The organism is Bombilactobacillus mellis (assembly GCF_000967245.1).
Taxonomy (GTDB): domain Bacteria; phylum Bacillota; class Bacilli; order Lactobacillales; family Lactobacillaceae; genus Bombilactobacillus; species Bombilactobacillus mellis.
This window is the reverse complement of record NZ_KQ033877.1, coordinates 262,799-279,335: the sequence shown is the minus strand read 5'-3', so window position 1 is coordinate 279,335 and position 16,537 is coordinate 262,799. Positions and strand designations below refer to the sequence as shown.

The window sequence follows — 16,537 nt, the reverse complement described above, 5'->3', positions numbered from 1 at the left end:
GTGATATAGTCAACTATTGTGCTGGTTGTTTCAGTTGTGAATGTTTTTTCATGCGCTTACATTTTCGTGAAATAGCTATTTTTATTTTTGAAAAAATGGGGGAAAACTAGCTTATTATTCATTAAAAACTTGAGGTTTTTTCAGATAATACATAAGTTTATCGCGCTATTACTAATATAAAAGCAAAACAAAAAGGCACTGACAATATTATTGCCAAATGCCTTCTTATCGTAAACCATTAACTTATTGGGGGAGAGGTGTCATAGAGATGACGCTATGGGGGGTTCTTTGAAGAGATAGCTCCAAAATAATAATTAGGGAAGAATCCACCAAGAATATTTTCAGCCAGTATGAATATTCCTGATTTCGGTAAGCCTAACAGCTAACCACTCTAACATTACAATATCAACAATGTTATCCAGCAATCATCTCTAAAACAAATCACAATGATCCAATTATTATATAAATAGATCAGTTTGGTTCACGACATTTATTATACTCTTTAGAACATAAATTGCACAAGTCAAAAACATAAAATTAATATTGAAATTTATCATGAAAGCCAATTCATTACCAGTACTGTTTCACTTATGCTATTATTACAATAATAAAATAGTTGCGGTTGCTAACAAACCTGCCAAAAAGATTACCGGAGCTGCTAACAAAATGCCAAGTAATTGTTTCGAAGTAATGGGAGTGTCACCCATGAACTTTAAATTGATCAAGTCTGTTAATCGCGCTAGTTTTGTTACTGACGTCTGTCTTGTGCCGGCAAGAGAGACGTTTTTTGTTTGCAAAGCCATCAGCTACCTCCTTTTAATTTTACTACTATAAACATTATACGAACATTTGTTCGCTATTGCAAGTCCAAATGACTCCACAATTCTGCTCTGAAAAAGAAAAAGCCCGCTAGCTTAGTACTAGCAGGCTTGAATTATTTTTAAATTTCCAACCATTCTTTTGAACTTTGTGTTAGCATCTGGACTTGGCCCTGTTCATCTAAATATAAATCATCCTCTAGACGAACACCGCCTTGATTAGGCAAGTAAATCCCCGGTTCAATCGTAAAAGTCATATTAGCCGGCATTTTCTCCACACTGGCAGCATTTAAAGTAGGATATTCATGACATTCGCGCCCCACACTATGACCGGTGCCGTGCATATATTCGGGGCCATAACCTGCCTGGGCAATATAATCATGGGCAAAAGCATCAATAGCTGCTAAAGGCTGCTGCAATTGAATCTGGTTAATTGTCGCTTGTTGGGCCTGCAACACTATCTGATAGATCTTTTGCAGTTCCGGCTCCACATTACCGACAGCAATGGTCCGCGTTATATCAGAATCATATCCTTGATAAACAAAACCAAAATCTAAAACCACTAATTCATGAGCAGCAATCAGTTTGTTGGTAGCACTGCCATGCGGCATAGCCGAACGCACTCCTGAAGCCACAATTGTCGGAAAAGAAGTCGCACTTGCACCCAATTTCTTACCTAAATACTCCATTTCATTAGCAATAGCCAATTCACTAACTCCGGGTTTAATGTAATTTAAGATTTCCGTGAAGACCTGATCGGCAATCCGAGCGGCTTGTTGCACTTTAGCAATTTCTGTCGGTGTTTTAATCATCCGAATTTTTTCAACTAAATTACTGGAATCTATAATATGCCAATCAGGCTGCTCCAACTCCCGAAAGGTACTGACGTTCAAATAATCGGGTTCAATAATTAAAGTTTTAATTCCCGTTTGTCTGACCAGCTGTTTTAAAGTAGTCTGGGCTCGATCAATAATTTTAAATTCTGGTGCTACGGACTTTAATTGTGTAAAAAACCGGCCGTCAGTATAAAGATACTGTTCATGCTGATCTAACAGCAATAAACCTTCATAATCAGGAAAATCCAGTAAGTAACTCAGATTAGCCGGGCGACTGATTAAGATTGCATCCGCTTGACGGGCGGAAATTTCTTGGCGAATATGTTCTAATTTATCCATTGGTAACTCCTCTATACACTAACCATTTTAATGGCCATCACATTTTTATTCATCGAAAGATCTTCAATAATATCAGCATAATTCATTTTATTGGGAATCTCAATATCGTAAACATTCGTATAGATATAATTATCTGCATCAGATAAATCAGCGTTAAAGTTCACATCACGCACAGTAATGCCGTGATCATCAAAATAATCTTGAATAAAAACTTTCGTCTCCTGCTTATGGCGATAACGAATCATAATTTTTTTAGCGGGAGTAATATGCAGAATTTTTTTTAATGCTCCTAAAACTAAGAAGATCACAATCGTTCCGGCGATGGCAATATCATAATTGCCCATCCCGACAGCTATACCTAAGCCGGCTACGGCCCATAAACTGGCAGCTGTGGTTAATCCCCGAACGACTTGATGATTTACTAAAATTGTTCCGGCACCTAAGAAGCCGACACCACTGACGACCTGAGCAATTAAACGGGCATCATCAGCCCGCAAAATTCCGGCATAATGAGGATAACGACTGGCGATGTAGAGTGCATTAAAACCGATTTCCTTTTGAATTAAAGCAATAATACAAGAGCCGACACAAACCAGAATGTGCGTCCGCACTCCCGCGGAATGATTTTTTTGTTGCCGATTATAACCAATTAAGCCAGCACAAAAAACCGACAAAATCAATCGCAAAATAATTTCCCAAATTGATAAATGAAAACTCACTTCCAATCCCCCTTTAAAACCTTGCTTATAATCGTTCTATTATACACGGGTCTGCGCAAAAGGTAAACGTTGTCAGTTACTGTAATTATTCCTAGCAAAAAAGGTGCCGCTATCCACGGCACCTTTTTCTATTAATCATCTCTTTAAAACAGCGGTACTTCTTTAGTTTCAACATATTTGGCTGAAACTGGTTCAAAATAAATCTCTTCATTGTTTTTGACAAACAATTTCGCCGCTGCAATAGCTTGCATTTGCTGAAGAACCGTTGCTGCATCAAGGTTTTGATCGATATATTTTAATGATAAAGAACGCTTTTTACCTGATTGTGTTTTAAATCCTAATTGTAAAACCCGCATATTTTTTCCTCCCCTGAGTTAGTTAGTTATTAGTCAAGATTGTGGAACGAGTAGTTATTTCTGCACTCTCTAAATGTAAATGATCACTGAGATTTGCTAAGGCATTTCCAACTGCTAAAATTTGTTCGTCACTTGGAGCAGCAATGACATTAGCAAAATGCTGCTGAATTAAAGTGTTCATACCTGTTTGTGTAAAATGATAATTAATCGCGGTACTAAGCCAATTCTGCTTTGTTTGCATGTGTTCTTACCTCCTAATTTTAGTAGGTAGAAATGCTGGCCAGCAATTATCTCCTACACCCTTAATAACGTTTAAAAAATAAAAAACGGAACTTAATCGGTGCAATTAGGTTTCATTTTTTCATAAACAGTTTATAATAGAAGTTGGTATTCGGTTTTACCTGCTCATAATTTATTAACGTAAAGATGAAGTAGATATAATAAAAAGTCCATTGCTTTTCGCAATGGACTTTTTGTTATTTTAGCGGCGGCTGACATACTTGGCTTTGATCCAATTGTCATTAGCAATATGATAGAAGAGTTCTCCAGCAATGAGAATCTTACCATCAATTTTTAACTCGGTTCCATTATCTAATAAATGCGCTGTCAATTTGTTTTGGGCTAAAGTCTGCGGATTAATCTGCCATAAGACTACCTGCATATTAGCAGGAATTTTGACAACTGCCGCAAAATCTACCGGCGTCATTTGCCATAATTCCGGCTGCTTGGTTTTAGGATTATCTTCTACCAGAACTACATCATCAGCTTGAACCCATTGATGCGGGGCAATTTGATAATAGGTTTTTCCGGAAACTTCTTTTTGTTGGGTGTAAGTGCCAAAGGTATTAGGCTGGAGAACATTATTTTCGATTAGTTGTTGTTCATCATCAAAAACGGGCACTGTTTCTTGTTGTGATTTCACTAAAAATTTATGATCAGATTGGGCTACCCATTGTTTTGCATCAGCCCGCTTAGGTTGAGGAGCAGCTAATTTCTGGTAGCGTAATTCTATTCTGACAGCGCGGTTAGCCTGATAAAGAACACGACTGTATTTTTTGACAAAAGTAGGCACTTCATCATCATCTAGACCCACAACCATTTCTGTAGAAAAACTGTAGCCTTCAATATCCGGTATTTTATAGTCAACCGGACTGCCTACTTCACCTGTCATGGTAATATCAGGTCGCAGTTGTTCTAATTGCATATTAATATAACATATAGTGGCTTGCGCTTGTACCATACTTCTCCTCCATAAGATATAATTAGCAGATAATTAGATGCCTTTTCTAAAATCTATTATAATAGATTTTAAGGATTCGGACACATTGAATCCTTAATCTAATAATTTTATTAATTATTAGACGGTTTTTCTTAAATTGTTATATAATCTAGAAAGACTCATAATTTAGTAATACCAACCAAAGAGGCTCTCCTTCAGTTAGGAGAGTTTTTTTGCATTTAACAACTAGATTACAATTGTATTGCAGTTTCTGGTACTCAGAAAAGAACATGCTATAATAGCAATGGCAAAATATACCAGGAGGTTTTACTAATGAAAAAGCAATTTACCACCTTATTTGCTTTAGCAGCCAGCTTGTTTCTTCTTAGCGGCTGCAATAATTCTCAATCCAATACTAATCATAGTCAGCAGATTTATACCAAAATTATGGCTCAGGGAGACCACGCTGTAAAGAAACATGATTATGCCCAAGCTCAAGCCTACTATCAAGCTGCTCTCAAGGCCCGTCCAGATGATTCTAAAGCGCAAACTTACGCGCAGCAAGCACAAAACCTGACTAGTGCACAAAAGGCTGTTAAAAATTATTCATTTGCCCAAGCACAGAACAATTTAGCCGATGTGCAAGATAATAGTAAAGGCTCGGCATCGATGAAAAACACAGCCACTAAAATGCTGCAAACAATCAAAACTGTTCAAAAAAATCGTACCCAATATCGCCATCGGATAGAAACGGCTGCTACTGCTAATGATGATCATAATTATGCGCAGGCACAAAAACAAGCCATTGCCTTAATGGAAATCACTGAATTTCATAAAAAATATTATGGAGATCTCTTCAAGCAAGCTAATGAGATCCTGCTGACCAGTTCCAAAAATCTGCAGACAACTACTGCTAATTCTGCAGAATCAAAAGCTGACACTGATACTGCTAATAATGGCCAAGCCAATGACTCCCATCAGGCAGTCGGAGAATCTGACGCCATTAAAAATCCCACAGCTAATGGCAAGAAAATTACCGCAGCTGATATCCAAAAGGCACGAAAGCAGCTTCGTGATCAAGGCACTCAAGATGCAGCCGCTAGTGATAGTGATATCATTCGTGCCATTCAAAAGGCTGCAACATCAGGCCGCTCGACAATTACTCCTGCTGATGCCGGTTTTTAAACTCGTCTCAAAAGACCAGTCTATTAACTATTAATAATAAAAAAACCGTACCTTGGAGTACGGCTTTTTTAATACTTTATTTTTATTTCCATAAAAAATTAATCAATATTCGATCTACCCGGCGGCTTTCATGTAAACGACTATGCTGCCCATCAGAACCCACGATTTTTCGTTCTTGATAGCTTAAGGCTCGTGCTTGCACCAAATAACGCAGAGATTGCGCCGAAGCATTAGTCACATCACCATCAGAATTAGTACCATCATTTTTATCACCAAAAATATTAAGTACTTTTACTTGTTTATTAGGATAGCGCTGACGCAAGCCCATTAGCGTCCGGTAATTATTATCCATGTGATTAGGCCGACCTGTAGCTGCTAAATGTAAGCGGTGCGGTCGATCACCGGCCCCAATAATACCAGCAAAATGGCCCGCAATCGCGACTTGTTTGCGCAATTTGGGTAAGCGTTGATTATCGGCATTATCTAAAAGATAGTAGGAAATAGCCATATTCCCCATGGAATGACCAACCAAGTTAATATTTTTAATCTGATATTGTTGCTGCAGTTTCAGAATAACTTGTTTCAACCAACGGCCATCTTGATGATAATTAGGATTGCGATTATCCTTAAAGCCCACTTCAATAATAGGATTACGGGCGTGAGGTGGAATATGTCCCTTTAAATGAACCCGACCCTGCCGATCAACCAGCGCCTGGGTCACACTATTAGTTACCCCCGCACGTTGAGCCGCACTGGTCATCTGTTTTTCGGCATTAATACTGCTGCCCCAACCATGTAAAAAAAGTGTCGGCGTTGAGTGCAGACGTGTCGGAACCAAGGCCGCCGTTTGCTGGCGATAGCCAGCAAAAACCAGCAGGAACGCTACTATTATTAAGATTATACTGATTACTTTCAGTCGTTTTTTTGTCATAATAGTTTTTCATCTCATTTTTGACTAACAATTTGCAGCAGTCCTTGGACTAAACGTTGTAAAGCCACTTTTAAAATCGCTGGTGGGCAAGCCATATTCAAACGTAAAAAGTCAGCGCCATTACCCCGATAAAGGCTGCCATCAGAGAGCAATAACCCAACACTCTCTTGTAACTGTTGAGCTAATTTAGCAGCCGGAATTTTAAAGGCGGAACAATCCAACCATAATAAATAACTGGCTCCGCCATGAATAAGCTTAATTTCCGGCAAATTATGCTGTAAATAATCAGCGACTAACTGATAATTGGCTTGCAACTGCTGCTTTAAAGCCTTCAACCACGGCCGCCCCTTTGTATAAGCAGCAATTGTGCCAGGAACGGCTGTCAAATTCGGCTCTGCCAATTCATCATTATTCAAAGCCCGCAGTACTTGTTGCCGTAAAGCAGCATTCGGCACAATGACACTAGCTGCATGTAAAGCCGCCAAATTAAAAGTTTTACTAGGTGAAACTAAAGCAATTGTTGATTGAATTAAAGTATCCGGTAACGAAAAAATTGGCGTATACTGCTGGGAATTTAAAGTAAGATCACCATGGATTTCATCGCTAATTAAAGTTACCTGAAATTGCTGACATAAAGTAACAATCTGCTTTAGTTGTTCATAGGTCCAAATTTGACCACTGGGATTTTGAGGGTTACATAAGATCATCAAGGTAGTCAAAGGCTGCGCTAATTGTTGCTTAAGTAAAGGAAAATCAATCTCATAATGGTCTGTCTGATAGATTAAATTATTAGCCAAGGTATGGCGGCCATTATTTTCAATGGAATGATAAAAAATATTATAAACCGGCGGCTGCACAACAATATTATCTCCGGGATGGCTTAAACGCCGCACTAATGAAGAAAGCGCCGGCACTACCCCAGTAGCAAAAACCAGCCAGTCGGTGTCTGGACGACAGCCATGTTCTTGTTCATACCAATCAGCAACTGCTTGATAATAGGTTGGAGGAATTTCTTCATAACCAAAAACTCCGCTGGCCACTTTTTGTTGCAGGGCGGCAATGATCTCGGGAGCAGTAGTAAAATCCATATCCGCCAGATTTAAAGGCAGTTCCTGCTCTGAAACATCCCATTTTACTGAATTCGAGCCCCGCCGCTGGAGGACAGTTTGAAAATCATACATAATTTTTCGCCTCTATTTTTCCACTTCTGTGATTATTTTAGTTTGCTGGGGATCTAACTGCGGATCATCTTGAATAATTTCACCAATATGGTGCGCCTGAATGACACCACTGATCGGATTTTTCACACTGATGATATCAGAATTAATCTCAGCTTGAATATCAGAACAATATTCAAAGGCCAAATCTGTTTGCAATAGGCGACAATTTTTGAGAGTCAAATGTTTGATATAACACAATCCCTGATTACTTTCGATAGTACAGTTAATTAAAATGAGATTCTCTGTATTCCACCCTAAATATTCTCCGTTCAAAGTACAATCTGTTAAAGTTACATTTCGGCAGTTCCAAAAAGCATCTTTAGAGACAAAAGTACAATGCTGAGCGGTAATGTTTTGGCCGCCATCAAAAGCATAATTACCAACGATTTGTACATGATCCATTTGTACATCTTGACTATTCATACCAAAATAATCACCATGCGCTTGGACATCTTGTAACTGCACCTGCTGACAAGTCCATAACGTTTCGGCTGCATCAGCAAAATAAACCTGCTGAAGGCTCACTTGCTGACAGCGCCGAAATAATTTGGGCGCTTGCAAGGTACAATGAGTCATACGTAGATTCTTGGTATACCAAATACCAGAACGAGCCATTGTTTCTAAAATAGAATTTTTAATCTCAATATCCTCACAGTACCATAAGGGATATTTCCATTGAAAAATAGTATCTGAAATGTGCAGATGCCGACTTTCCTTTAAAGGCGATTCGCCTTCACCAAAAGTAACATTTTTAATAGTCGCTCCTTGGCTGGCAAACAACGAACGTTCCCCGGTATAAAATTTTTCTTGATATTCTGTCATAAGTTCTCCTTTATTTTTAGTAGTATCGCTAATTATTTTTGTGAACGGTTGCAAAATTAGCAATAAAGAAAATATTTTTCTTGATTTAAGAATCTTTAGTAGTTACTATCCTTTTTCTTATTGAAAACGGGCTCTATCACTTAGTGTAATTCTCCCCTTGCCAATTGTCTAATACTTATCGCCAATTATCACTTATGCAAATAACGCATACTTAATTACTAGGAGTATTTTGTAATTCGTAAGTTAATGTAGCGTGATAAAGCCCCGGCTGGGGAACCGAGCGTGGTGCAATAATCAACTTAATTCCTTGCGCAGGTTCGAAGGTCCACTGATATTTGGACTGCAGTTTTTGACTTTTTTGCCGATATAAAATAACTGGTTGCTGATTTCCTAAGTACTGTCCCTGATAATAAAAGGTCTGGCCCATAATTTGCTGTTGTGGATGATTGACTCGTATCCATGGACCAGCTGAAACCAGCAATTGCCATGGCGGCTGCTCTTGACGATCTAAACGCGTATCCTGCACGGCAAAAGATTGCTGATTTTGTGTATAATAGATGCACGTTTGTGAACTGAGTGCATGAGTGCCAAATTCTAATTGTTCTGGTACTGATTTTAAAATTAAGGCTCCCGCTTTTTGAGTAGGCCAAACATAACTTTGGTGCAAAGCGGAGTCATCCTGATATGACAACCAAATTTGCTCGGCCGCTAATTTAGGACCTTGCGGATGTTCAAAATCGCCAGCGCCGACAATTTGCCAGCGTGGATCAGTATTAATCAAGTTGGCATTATCAGGTAGCGGCGTTTTTTTAGCCGGAGCTGGAGCAATTTCCGGATTAGTGGGAAAGCGGACTTCGGCACCTAAAGTTAACTTCCACAACTGGTAATTATTTTTTAAGAGGCCATCTGTATTTTGTGCCTGACGCAAGTCCCAAGAACTAAGATCTAAATCTTGCAGCGCCGACATATGATTAAACATTAAATGAAAATCTTTTCCCTGACTAGTGTCAAAATTACTCACATCTAAATGTTTGAGCGCACTAGCGCGATTAAACATATTCGCAAAATTATGTACCTTCGCTGTCTGAAAGTGGGTCACATCTAATTGTTGTAACTGGGTATTGTTATAGAACATATAACTCAAATCAGTTGCTTGAGAAGTATCTAAATTTTCTAAACCGATATAGTGTTCCACCGCTTCAAAGCCGGCAAACAAAGCACAAAAAGAGCCGCGGATTTTGAATCCCGGTTTGATTTCCACAATTTTAGTACTTCGATGGTAATCAGCTTGCCAAGGCCAATAGCTATTATCCTGGGCCTGACTGTCAATTTCGTGCTGATACAGAGTCAAAGTTTTAGTTTTATTATTAAAAGCCCACCAATTCTGATCCCAGACAAAGGTACACTGTCGGCGCTTAGCAGCTGCTCGATAAGCACTATAAATATTAGTTACGGTTCGCCAAGGCCCTTGAGGATTATCCGCTTGCCCCTTACCTACTTCTTGCCAGCGGCAGGTATGATTATAATTAGAACCACGTGGCATTAAACGATCATCTCCCGGGGCGGGTGGTAAATGCGGATCCGCTGTAAAAATGACTTGTGAACCTAAGGTTAACTGCCATAAGTTATTCATGCCCCAAAACATCCATAAGGTATCGGTTTGCGGCTGCATGACAAAATTTTTCAAATCCAATTGCGTCAAGTTTTGGCAATTAGCAAACATATATGACATATCACGGACTTGGTTGGTTACTAAATGACTGACATCCAGCTGACGCAAATTAAAATCACCGCTAAACAGACTACTCATATCTGTCACCTGATCCGTTACCAGATTTTCTAAGCCGCTAATTTCCTGCAGTTGGGGCAAATAGGCGAAAAATTCGTGCATCGAAGCTGGCGGATAAACTTGTGGTTCTATCACAATTTTTGTGATTTGGTTATGATACTGCCACCAAGGCCAATGTTGTTGAGAATCTAAAGTAATAAGTCCGCTATGAATTATTAAAACCTGTTCTTCATTAATCTCCCAAGTTGCTAAAGTTGTTGGATGCCCCGGTTGCCTTAAGACAGAAGGTTTATTAGTGAATTGCAGACTGGCTGCTTGTATCTGCAAACTGCAACTAAACATTCCTATTAACAGCAAAAATATTATTAAGCTATAATAACGTCGCGGCATGGGCAACACTCCTTAAAAAGTTTTTCGCTCTTATTAATTAATTACCCGAAATAGTTCTTACAGAAACCGCGCTCCAAGAAAAACGAAGTAATTTTTGGCACTAACACTTGAAATGAGTTAGACTTATATTATAGTTTTTGCCATTGTGACAATTTTTACCTAGTTCGAATTTATTCATCTGATAATGGCATTACTCCAATTACTGAAGGAGGTTTTCTCTTGGAGAAACAAATAAAGGTCAAGGTGCACGATTTGACTAAAATCTTCGGCAGTCATCAAGCTGAAGCAATCAAATTGTTGCAGCAAGGCCAGTCTAAAGCCGATATTTTGGAAAAGACTGGCGCGACCGTTGGCGTTAATCGAGCCAATTTCTCAGTAGAAGCAGGTGAGATTTTTGTAATCATGGGCTTATCAGGCAGTGGTAAGTCAACTTTAGTACGGATGTTAAACCGTTTAATTAACCCAACCCGGGGCGAAGTCTATATTGACGGGGAAAATATTATGCGACTTAACAAAAAACAATTACGACAATTACGACAACAAAAAATCAGCATGGTTTTTCAAAATTTCGCTCTGTTTCCGAATATGACTGTTCTGGAAAATGCCGGTTACGGTTTGGAAGTTCAAGGCCTAGACGCTCAAACCCGCGATAAAAAAGCACATGCAGCTTTGGAATTAGTGCACTTACATGGATATGATGACCAATATCCTAATCAGTTATCCGGTGGTATGCAGCAGCGTGTAGGATTGGCACGAGCTTTAGCCAATGACGCCCAAATATTATTAATGGATGAGGCATTTTCAGCTCTTGATCCCCTAAATCGAAAAGATATGCAGGATCAATTATTGGATATTCAAGAAAAAATGCACAAAACGATTATTTTTATTAGCCATGACTTAAATGAGGCTCTGCGCATTGGTGATCATATTTTAATTATGCACGATGGAACGATTGATCAAATTGGTGATCCGGAAACTATTTTAACTAACCCGGCCAACGACTATGTTAAGCGTTTTATCGAAGATGTGGATCGTACTAAGGCCCTCACTGTGAAGAGCGTGATGACAACCGCCGATACTATCAACATTAACAAAACTGGTCCGCGGGTGGCTTTACGGCGCATGCGGGCTAATGATATTTCGTCTATTTATGTTGTGGATGATGAGCATCGTTTTGTCGGCTTTCTTGATTCTGACGACGTGGCTAATTTAATCCGCAAGGGTAGTAAAGATCTTAAATCAATTATGAAAACGGATGTCCCTACTACAGGTCCGGATGTTTTAATTAGTGATTTAATGGATAAAATCTCCCATACTCCTATTCCCTATGCTGTCTTAGATGACCAGCATCATTTATTAGGAATTATTTTACGGGGATCGGTTTTAGCAGCTATTGCTGGCGAGGAGGTTGACAAATGATGTTACTAGTACAAATCCCCAAATTACCACTAGCAAAATGGATTAATGATTTAGTTGATTGGCTGACCCAATTTAGCGGCTTTTTTAATAGTGTTACGAATTTTTTTCAAGCAATTATTAATGCTTTTCAGTGGGTGTTTGACCTACTTCCGGTCTGGTTATTTATTATTATCATTTTAGCTATTACTTATTGGGAAAAACGCCACACCAAAAAATGGGGCTTATTATCCTTTGAATTAATTGGGTTATTATTGATTTGGAATTTAGGCTTTTGGCATGATATGACTGAAACCTTAACTCTAGTTTTAACTTCTACTTTAATTGCTTTAATTATTGGTGTTCCCTTGGGAATTTGGATGGCAAAAAAAGCAACCGTGCAGGCGATTGTTAATCCTATTTTAGATTTTATGCAGACCATGCCTGCTTTTGTTTATTTAATTCCGGCGGTTGCTTTCTTTGGTATTGGAATGGTCCCAGGAGTTCTATCATCAGTAATTTTTGCTACGCCGCCAACAGTCCGCATGACTAATTTGGGAATTCGTCAAGTGCCAACTGATCTAATAGAAGCCGCTGATGCTTATGGAACTAATGCTTGGCAAAAATTAATTAAAGTCGAATTACCTTTAGCCCGCCCCACTATTATGGCAGGTATCAATCAAAGCTTAATGCTCGCCTTATCGATGGTAGTTATTGCTTCTATGATCGGTGCGTTGGGATTAGGAACTCAAGTATACTTTGCGGTAGGTCGTAACGATGCCGGTGCCGGCTTTGCGGCTGGTTTGGCTGTAGTTATTCTAGCTATCATTTTGGATCGGATTACTCAATCTTTGACCCAAGATAAGCATTCCAGCTAGGAGGCTTTCTTAATAATGAAAAAAAAATTATTGTATTGCTTGACTAGTTTATTAATTCTTCTATTAGTGGGTTGCAGTGGGGCGCAATTGCCTCAATACCAAAGCGATAAAGCTTTAGGCCCACAGATTAATTATACTATTACGGGTATTGAAGCAGGATCAGGAGTTATGGGACGAGCCGATCAGGCTTTAACGGACTATCATTTAAAAGCTAAGAAATGGCAATTAATGACCAGCTCCACGGCAGCAATGATTAGTACCTTGGATAAAGCTACTAAAAATCATCAGCCTATCGTTGTCACTGCTTGGCAGCCCCACTGGATGGTAGAAAAATATCATCTGAAGTTTTTAAAAGATCCTCAGCATGTTTTTGGCAAGGGTGAAAATATGAAATCAGTAGCCCGTCTGGGTTTGAAGAAAGATCAACCGGAAATTTATCAATTTTTGCAGAATTTTCATTGGCAGTTAGCGGACGCTACACCGTTAATGCTAAAAATTAACCGGGGTGAAAAAACTTCCAAGGCCATTAAGGATTACATTCGTCAACACCCTCAACAAGTCAAACAGTGGTTAAAAAATGTTCCCCAAGGACAAGGTAAAAAAGTTACTTTAGTTTATACACCCTTTGACTATGAAGTCTCCGCGACTAATTTAGTAAAACAAGTATTAACTGATCACGGCTATAAAGTTGATATCCGTCAATTAGATGTCGGTGTAATGTGGAGTGCGTTAGCTTCTGGTTCTGCTGACGCGACTGTAGTAGCAGAATTGCCTGTTACTCAAGGATTATATGCTCACAAGTATTTACACAAGGTTGACATTGTGCGGACAAATCTTTCAGGTGCTAAAACCGGTTTGGCCGTACCAAAATATATGACCAATATTAATAAGATTGAAGATCTTAAAAACAAATAACAAAAACCCCAATCACAAGTGAGTGGGGTTTTTAGTCTTTATTAATATAAAAATACTCCAGTTTTTAAAACTGGAGTTCATGAGAATTAATTATTAATTGCTGCCAGTGCCTGCTGAATAGTAGCACCTGTAGCTTGACGTTTATTCTTCGGATTAATCACAATAAATAATTGCTTTTGTGTGTCTAGTTGTACTTGATATTTCATCTTGAATTCCTCCATCCTTTTTGATTCTAGAATGGTCTCAAGGTAGCGATTGTAGTAATTATACACGCTCTTTTTTACAAGTCAAGCAAAAGCACTGCCAGAATGAACTATCGCCAAATTGCCCACAACCAGCAATAATAACACCCCGTAAATTAGCCAGTCGGGCCAATGATATTTAATGGCCTGATAATTAAAAAGATGGGCTTGATTATGATAGCCTTTAGCAATCAAAGCATCAGCCACTTGACCGGCTTTTTTCATAGAAATCAAAATAATAGGCTGTAATAACAGGGCAGTTTCAGTTAGACGTTTACCCCAATGAGCAGCGGCCTGATTACTGGCTCTTAATTTATAAGCCTGCTTGACAGTTACAAAAGTTTCCTGAAATTCATTAATAAAAGTAGCCATAATGATAATGACTAAAGGCAGTCCGGATCCATGATAATGCCCGAAAGTTAAAGAATGACAAATTTTCCCCACTGAAAGGGCTAATTCTTGCGGAGTAGTTTTAATAGTCAACGCTAAAGCAAACAATAATAACAGGACAATTCTCAAAAAAATCTGGATATCCAGCTCTGTTAAAGTGAGCCAACCCCAGGACCATAAAACTCGTCCATTCACAAAAAATAAATTAGCAAACAAATTCAAACTTGGTAAAAAGAGAATTAATTTCCAATGCTGAAATAACTGCTGCCGCTGCGCCTTGGTGAATTCCAGTGCCAGTAAACCGACAAAGAAAAAAGTAATAACTCCATATTGCCAATAATAATGAAAACTGAACATAAATAAGGTGAAAAAGATACCTGTTAAAAATTTCGTTCGTCCATCTAATTTGAAAGTTCTACTCATAATATTTATTGGTCCTTATTTTTAATTTTTGCCAGTGCTGCGGCAATTTCCTCATTAGAACGATAGTAACCATCAGCCGGTAAAACCCCGGCAGCCACCAAGGACTGTCTAATAGCTAAAGTTGGCGGCATTCGCAAGCCCCAGTGTTGAAACAGCTCTGTCTGCCGAAGAATAGTAGTAATAGAATATTCTTTTAAACCTGTAGGAGTTAAAAATAACCATTGATCGCAATACTGCAAAGCCTCTTCCAGATTATGAGTCACCACGATGACCAGATGTTGTCTACAGTAATTTTGTAAAATGTTCATCACTAATTGTTGAAAATGGGCATCTAAACCAGCCGTAATCTCATCACATAATAAAATCTGTGGCTGTTTTAACAGCATAATTGCTAAAGCTAACCGTTTCTTTTGTCCGCCGGAAAGTTCAAAGGGTGACATGGTTAACAAGGGCTCCAGTTGTAATTGTTGAACAACTTCAGCTATCGAGCCATTATGATGATATTCCAATTCTTCTTGCACTGTTTGTTTAAAAAAAAGATGATCCGTGGACTGTAAACAATACCCTACTTGCGTTAAATATTGCCTTAAGGTTGCTGCCGACTGATGAATGGGTTGTTGTTGCCAAACAATTTCTCCCTGTGTCGGTTTAATTAAGCCACTAATCACATTTAAAATAGTCGTTTTACCGACACCATTAATACCCACTAAGGCATATATTTTCCCTGCTTGTAATTGCAAACTCAGATTGGACCATAAGGGTTGTGAACTCTTCGGCGGTGTATAATTTATCTCTTTGAGTTCTAACATAAGTTCTCCTGAATAGTTTGCACAAAATCTTGCACTGCAGGGCTCGCGGTTGTGATTGATTGTCCAGTTAGCTGGTTTAATTTTTGTAAAATAGCGATTGTATCTGGTAGGGGTAACTGATTGGCATCTAAGAGCTTCGCATCAGTCAATAATTCTGAAGTCTGACACTGTTGCACAATTGTTCCCTGGTTTAAAATCAAGGTCCGCTGCGTTAAAGCCAACTCCGATAACTTGTGGGTTATCAATAAAACTGCCAGCTGCTGTTCTTTTTTAATTTTCTGCAGAAGCTTGAGTACTAATCTGGTATTTTCCGGATCTAATTGGGCTGTCGGCTCATCTAAAATCAGTAACTGTGGCCGTAATAATAACACTTCGGCAATGGCTAATAACTGTTTTTGACCACCGGATAAGGTTTTAAAGGGGCGCTTGATTAAAGATTGAATTTTCAATTGACGGCTAATATCAGCAATTTGGGTTTGGATTTGCGCTGCAGTCCACCCAAAATTACTTAAATATAAAGTCACATCTTCCATAAAATCTTTGCCAATAAATTGGGTATCAATATTTTGAAAAACCATACCCACCATTTGGTTTAAATGCCAAGCAGGCTGAATATCATGATAATTTTGTCCTTTAATAATTAACTGACCGGCTGTTGGTTCCAAAATGCGCACCAGCAATTTACCCAAAGTAGTTTTACCGGAGCCATTCGGTCCGACCAGACCCACAAATTCCTGCGGCTGAATGGTTAAGTTGACATCATGCAAAATTTCCCGTTTTTGTGTTTTTAAATCTAAATCCAGCAACTGTTCAGCTGTATATTGTAAATTTTTAACCTGCAAAAGTAATGGCTGCACTTTA

General features: G+C 38.7%; 17 protein-coding genes. 4 read left to right on the top strand and 13 right to left on the bottom strand.

Annotation, left to right across the window (positions count from 1 at the left end; translation table 11 throughout):
* Positions 1-599: 599 nt before the first annotated feature.
* The 6 genes from JG29_RS01230 to JG29_RS01205 form a co-directional block, all read right to left on the bottom strand.
* A complete protein-coding gene (locus JG29_RS01230) occupies positions 600-803 on the bottom strand; it encodes a hypothetical protein (RefSeq protein WP_045922147.1) in 204 nt (67 codons plus the stop codon).
* A 137-nt stretch (positions 804-940) separates the two neighbouring features.
* Positions 941-1,993 carry a M24 family metallopeptidase gene (locus tag JG29_RS01225; protein WP_045922146.1) on the bottom strand — a complete coding sequence of 351 codons (1,053 nt, stop codon included), beginning with the start codon at positions 1,991-1,993 and terminating at the stop codon, positions 941-943.
* Positions 1,994-2,004: 11 nt separating this feature from the next.
* Positions 2,005-2,712 carry an MgtC/SapB family protein gene (locus tag JG29_RS01220; RefSeq protein WP_045922145.1) on the bottom strand — a complete coding sequence of 236 codons (708 nt, stop codon included), beginning with the start codon at positions 2,710-2,712 and terminating at the stop codon, positions 2,005-2,007.
* 143 nt (positions 2,713-2,855) lie between these two features.
* Positions 2,856-3,068 (bottom strand): DUF2922 domain-containing protein, encoded by a 213-nt coding sequence (locus JG29_RS01215; protein ID WP_045922144.1) that lies wholly within the window; start codon positions 3,066-3,068, stop codon positions 2,856-2,858.
* A 22-nt stretch (positions 3,069-3,090) separates the two neighbouring features.
* Entirely contained in the window at positions 3,091-3,309 is a 219-nt protein-coding gene (locus JG29_RS01210) for a DUF1659 domain-containing protein (protein WP_045922143.1), read from the bottom strand.
* 240 nt (positions 3,310-3,549) lie between these two features.
* Positions 3,550-4,308 carry an SLAP domain-containing protein gene (locus JG29_RS01205; protein ID WP_045922142.1) on the bottom strand — a complete coding sequence of 253 codons (759 nt, stop codon included), beginning with the start codon at positions 4,306-4,308 and terminating at the stop codon, positions 3,550-3,552.
* Positions 4,309-4,620: 312 nt separating this feature from the next.
* On the opposite strand from JG29_RS01205, the gene JG29_RS01200 reads away from it, so the two are divergent.
* Positions 4,621-5,472 carry a hypothetical protein gene (locus JG29_RS01200; RefSeq protein ID WP_045922141.1) on the top strand — a complete coding sequence of 284 codons (852 nt, stop codon included), beginning with the start codon at positions 4,621-4,623 and terminating at the stop codon, positions 5,470-5,472.
* 82 nt (positions 5,473-5,554) lie between these two features.
* Here JG29_RS01200 and JG29_RS01195 read toward each other — a convergent pair whose 3' ends face one another.
* From JG29_RS01195 to JG29_RS01180, 4 genes are all read right to left on the bottom strand, one after another.
* Positions 5,555-6,403: an alpha/beta hydrolase gene (locus tag JG29_RS01195; protein ID WP_045922140.1), complete on the bottom strand. Its 849-nt coding sequence runs from the start codon at positions 6,401-6,403 to the stop codon at positions 5,555-5,557.
* 14 nt (positions 6,404-6,417) lie between these two features.
* Positions 6,418-7,584: a MalY/PatB family protein gene (locus JG29_RS01190; protein WP_045922139.1), complete on the bottom strand. Its 1,167-nt coding sequence runs from the start codon at positions 7,582-7,584 to the stop codon at positions 6,418-6,420.
* Positions 7,585-7,596: 12 nt separating this feature from the next.
* Positions 7,597-8,445 carry a DUF3737 family protein gene (locus JG29_RS01185; protein WP_045922138.1) on the bottom strand — a complete coding sequence of 283 codons (849 nt, stop codon included), beginning with the start codon at positions 8,443-8,445 and terminating at the stop codon, positions 7,597-7,599.
* Between the two features lie 211 nt (positions 8,446-8,656).
* Positions 8,657-10,624 (bottom strand): BspA family leucine-rich repeat surface protein, encoded by a 1,968-nt coding sequence (locus JG29_RS01180; RefSeq protein ID WP_045922137.1) that lies wholly within the window; start codon positions 10,622-10,624, stop codon positions 8,657-8,659.
* A gap of 219 nt (positions 10,625-10,843) precedes the next feature.
* Here JG29_RS01180 and JG29_RS01175 point away from each other — a divergent pair, with 219 nt between their 5' ends.
* Genes JG29_RS01175 through JG29_RS01165 form a run of 3 tightly spaced genes read left to right on the top strand, consistent with a single transcriptional unit; the run spans position 10,844 to position 13,812 of the window.
* On the top strand, positions 10,844-12,043 hold the full coding sequence (locus tag JG29_RS01175; protein WP_194239458.1) for a quaternary amine ABC transporter ATP-binding protein: 1,200 nt from the start codon (positions 10,844-10,846) through the stop codon (positions 12,041-12,043).
* Positions 12,040-12,897 carry an ABC transporter permease gene (locus JG29_RS01170; protein ID WP_174790735.1) on the top strand — a complete coding sequence of 286 codons (858 nt, stop codon included), beginning with the start codon at positions 12,040-12,042 and terminating at the stop codon, positions 12,895-12,897. Before JG29_RS01175 ends, JG29_RS01170 begins: the two co-directional genes overlap by 4 nt.
* Before the next feature lie 15 nt (positions 12,898-12,912).
* Positions 12,913-13,812, top strand: coding sequence for a glycine betaine ABC transporter substrate-binding protein (locus tag JG29_RS01165; protein WP_045922136.1), 900 nt, complete (start codon positions 12,913-12,915; stop codon positions 13,810-13,812).
* A 287-nt stretch (positions 13,813-14,099) separates the two neighbouring features.
* Here JG29_RS01165 and JG29_RS01160 read toward each other — a convergent pair whose 3' ends face one another.
* Genes JG29_RS01160 through JG29_RS01150 form a run of 3 tightly spaced genes read right to left on the bottom strand, consistent with a single transcriptional unit; the run spans position 14,100 to position 16,533 of the window.
* On the bottom strand, positions 14,100-14,867 hold the full coding sequence (locus JG29_RS01160; protein ID WP_045922135.1) for an energy-coupling factor transporter transmembrane component T family protein: 768 nt from the start codon (positions 14,865-14,867) through the stop codon (positions 14,100-14,102).
* A gap of 5 nt (positions 14,868-14,872) precedes the next feature.
* Positions 14,873-15,676 carry an energy-coupling factor ABC transporter ATP-binding protein gene (locus JG29_RS01155; RefSeq protein WP_045922134.1) on the bottom strand — a complete coding sequence of 268 codons (804 nt, stop codon included), beginning with the start codon at positions 15,674-15,676 and terminating at the stop codon, positions 14,873-14,875.
* Positions 15,670-16,533, bottom strand: coding sequence for an energy-coupling factor ABC transporter ATP-binding protein (locus JG29_RS01150; protein WP_052696262.1), 864 nt, complete (start codon positions 16,531-16,533; stop codon positions 15,670-15,672). Before JG29_RS01150 ends, JG29_RS01155 begins: the two co-directional genes overlap by 7 nt.
* Positions 16,534-16,537 lie beyond the last annotated feature (4 nt).

What these genes read in the sequence shown, in the direction of transcription:
- JG29_RS01170 (WP_174790735.1), top strand. Translation starts at nt 12,040, where the DNA reads ATGATGTTACTAGTACAAATCCCCAAATTACCACTAGCAAAATGGATT.
- JG29_RS01180 (WP_045922137.1), bottom strand. Translation starts at nt 10,624, where the DNA reads ATGCCGCGACGTTATTATAGCTTAATAATATTTTTGCTGTTAATAGGA.
- JG29_RS01195 (WP_045922140.1), bottom strand. Translation starts at nt 6,403, where the DNA reads ATGACAAAAAAACGACTGAAAGTAATCAGTATAATCTTAATAATAGTA.
- JG29_RS01215 (WP_045922144.1), bottom strand. Translation starts at nt 3,068, where the DNA reads ATGCGGGTTTTACAATTAGGATTTAAAACACAATCAGGTAAAAAGCGT.
- JG29_RS01190 (WP_045922139.1), bottom strand. Translation starts at nt 7,584, where the DNA reads ATGTATGATTTTCAAACTGTCCTCCAGCGGCGGGGCTCGAATTCAGTA.
- JG29_RS01185 (WP_045922138.1), bottom strand. Translation starts at nt 8,445, where the DNA reads ATGACAGAATATCAAGAAAAATTTTATACCGGGGAACGTTCGTTGTTT.
- JG29_RS01225 (WP_045922146.1), bottom strand. Translation starts at nt 1,993, where the DNA reads ATGGATAAATTAGAACATATTCGCCAAGAAATTTCCGCCCGTCAAGCG.
- JG29_RS01155 (WP_045922134.1), bottom strand. Translation starts at nt 15,676, where the DNA reads ATGTTAGAACTCAAAGAGATAAATTATACACCGCCGAAGAGTTCACAA.
- JG29_RS01200 (WP_045922141.1), top strand. Translation starts at nt 4,621, where the DNA reads ATGAAAAAGCAATTTACCACCTTATTTGCTTTAGCAGCCAGCTTGTTT.
- JG29_RS01210 (WP_045922143.1), bottom strand. Translation starts at nt 3,309, where the DNA reads ATGCAAACAAAGCAGAATTGGCTTAGTACCGCGATTAATTATCATTTT.
- JG29_RS01230 (WP_045922147.1), bottom strand. Translation starts at nt 803, where the DNA reads ATGGCTTTGCAAACAAAAAACGTCTCTCTTGCCGGCACAAGACAGACG.
- JG29_RS01160 (WP_045922135.1), bottom strand. Translation starts at nt 14,867, where the DNA reads ATGAGTAGAACTTTCAAATTAGATGGACGAACGAAATTTTTAACAGGT.
- JG29_RS01165 (WP_045922136.1), top strand. Translation starts at nt 12,913, where the DNA reads ATGAAAAAAAAATTATTGTATTGCTTGACTAGTTTATTAATTCTTCTA.
- JG29_RS01205 (WP_045922142.1), bottom strand. Translation starts at nt 4,308, where the DNA reads ATGGTACAAGCGCAAGCCACTATATGTTATATTAATATGCAATTAGAA.